This window comes from Salipiger aestuarii (genome assembly GCF_003259905.1).
In the GTDB taxonomy this organism is placed as follows: domain Bacteria; phylum Pseudomonadota; class Alphaproteobacteria; order Rhodobacterales; family Rhodobacteraceae; genus Salipiger; species Salipiger aestuarii.
Genome location: NZ_QLMG01000116.1, coordinates 1 through 1,610, shown reverse-complemented (window position 1 = coordinate 1,610; position 1,610 = coordinate 1). Strand labels below are relative to the sequence as shown.

1 protein-coding gene is annotated in these 1,610 nt (G+C 56.0%); it reads right to left on the bottom strand.

The genetic code is table 11. The annotated features are described in order from the left end of the window. Window positions 1–1,250: choice-of-anchor D domain-containing protein (locus tag ATI53_RS23105; protein WP_146610017.1), on the bottom strand; the 1,250-nt coding region annotated here is incomplete at its 3' end. Between the last annotated feature and the right edge of the window lie 360 nt (window positions 1,251–1,610).

The following is a 1,610-nucleotide window of genomic DNA, read 5'->3' as shown; positions in this document are numbered from 1 at the left end:
ACTTGCGTGCCCGACACGACGGACTGATCCGGCCCGGCCACCGCAAGGGGGGCCGCGTTGGCCGGCGCCGTGACGGTGATCGTCACGCTGTCGGTCGCGGTGGCGAAGCCGTCATCCACGGTCAGAACGAAGGTCAGCGTCACATCGGCATCACCGATGGCCAGCGTCGGCGCGGTGAAGCTGGGCGTCGCGCTTTCATCATCGTCCAGCGCGACGGCGGGACCCGCGGTCTGGGCCCAGGCATAGGTCAGCGTCTGGTCCGCATCATTGGCAACGGAGCCCGCGCCGATCAGCATGACGTCATCCTCGCTGGCAACGACAGTATTGCCCCCGGCATCGGCCTGGGGCAAGTTATTGCCGGTCCCGCGAATTGAGAACGTATATGGGTCTTCATCGTCATCATCTGACCGAATGGTGACTGTCGCTGTCTTCGTCCCGCCCGTGGCCGGATTGAAACGGATAGAGAACGCGTTCACGCCCGAGCTTGCCACGGTTCCGGAGTTGGTCAGGTCGGCGGTGATCTGAAAGTCCGTTGTATTGGATATCGCCAGCGCGTCCGCACCGAAGGTCAGAGCCGACGTGCCGTTGTTTTCCGCCCGGAAACTGTTGGTGGCGTTCGAGCCGACAGTAACAGTGCCGAAATCCGTACCAAGCGCCGTAGTGATCGTTGTACTTCCGTCACCGATATCGGCATTGTCCGCGCTGTTGCGGACGTCCAGCTCGGGCGCCGCACCGCCACTCATGCCTCCTGTAGTGCCGCTGAACGTATAGGTGAAGGGGACAAACGACGCGCCCGCGACCGGGGATACCGTACATCCGGCATTACAATCCAAAGTAACAACCCAGGTGCTGCCGCCAACTGTTCCAGACCCGGACGCCGAGGATACATGGTAGAACAGATCGCCCGTATTCGAGACAAATCGAAAGTTCGCATCGCCGGTATCATAGACCGGCTGAATAAAGAGAAACTCGTCACTTATCTGATCTTCGTAGGGAACATCGTGATTTATCATGCAAGTATCTTGAATCAGGTTCAGAGCATACTCATTAGGCGATACCATATTCGTACAATCGGTGATTGCCGCATGCGCCGCCTGAGGCGATCCCAACATCAGCATGAGGCTCAGGATTGTGGAAAACAGCGCGTTCAAGGTGAATGACACCCGAACGCCTGAAACATGCCGACACCAGTTCGCAGCGGCTTGCAGAATGGCCAAACGGTCAAAATTCATTATGATCTCCTCAGTCATGATCAAAGACCATGAGGCACAAAACTGCCAGGAAACTTACAGAACAATCAGCGAGTTTCCAGGCAATCTTTAATTTGGCGACTTATAATAGTAAATTGTTCCATGCAATTTGAAGAGGCCCAAATACCCAAAATTGCCAAGGACGGCGACCAACCTGTTGCGAAATTGCTAGGGTCTGGACTTCGGTAACGGGGACTTTTCAGTCAAGGGCTTTTTGATATGCTTGTCCGGCCGCCTGTTTGCGGTTTGTTGCGGGTTCTTTCTGAGAGGTGGCTGCGAAAATCTGAACAGCCGGAATAAGTGGATTTTCTGCGCAACAGCGGCATGATGCTGCGAGCAAGGAGAAGACCATGGCAAGAC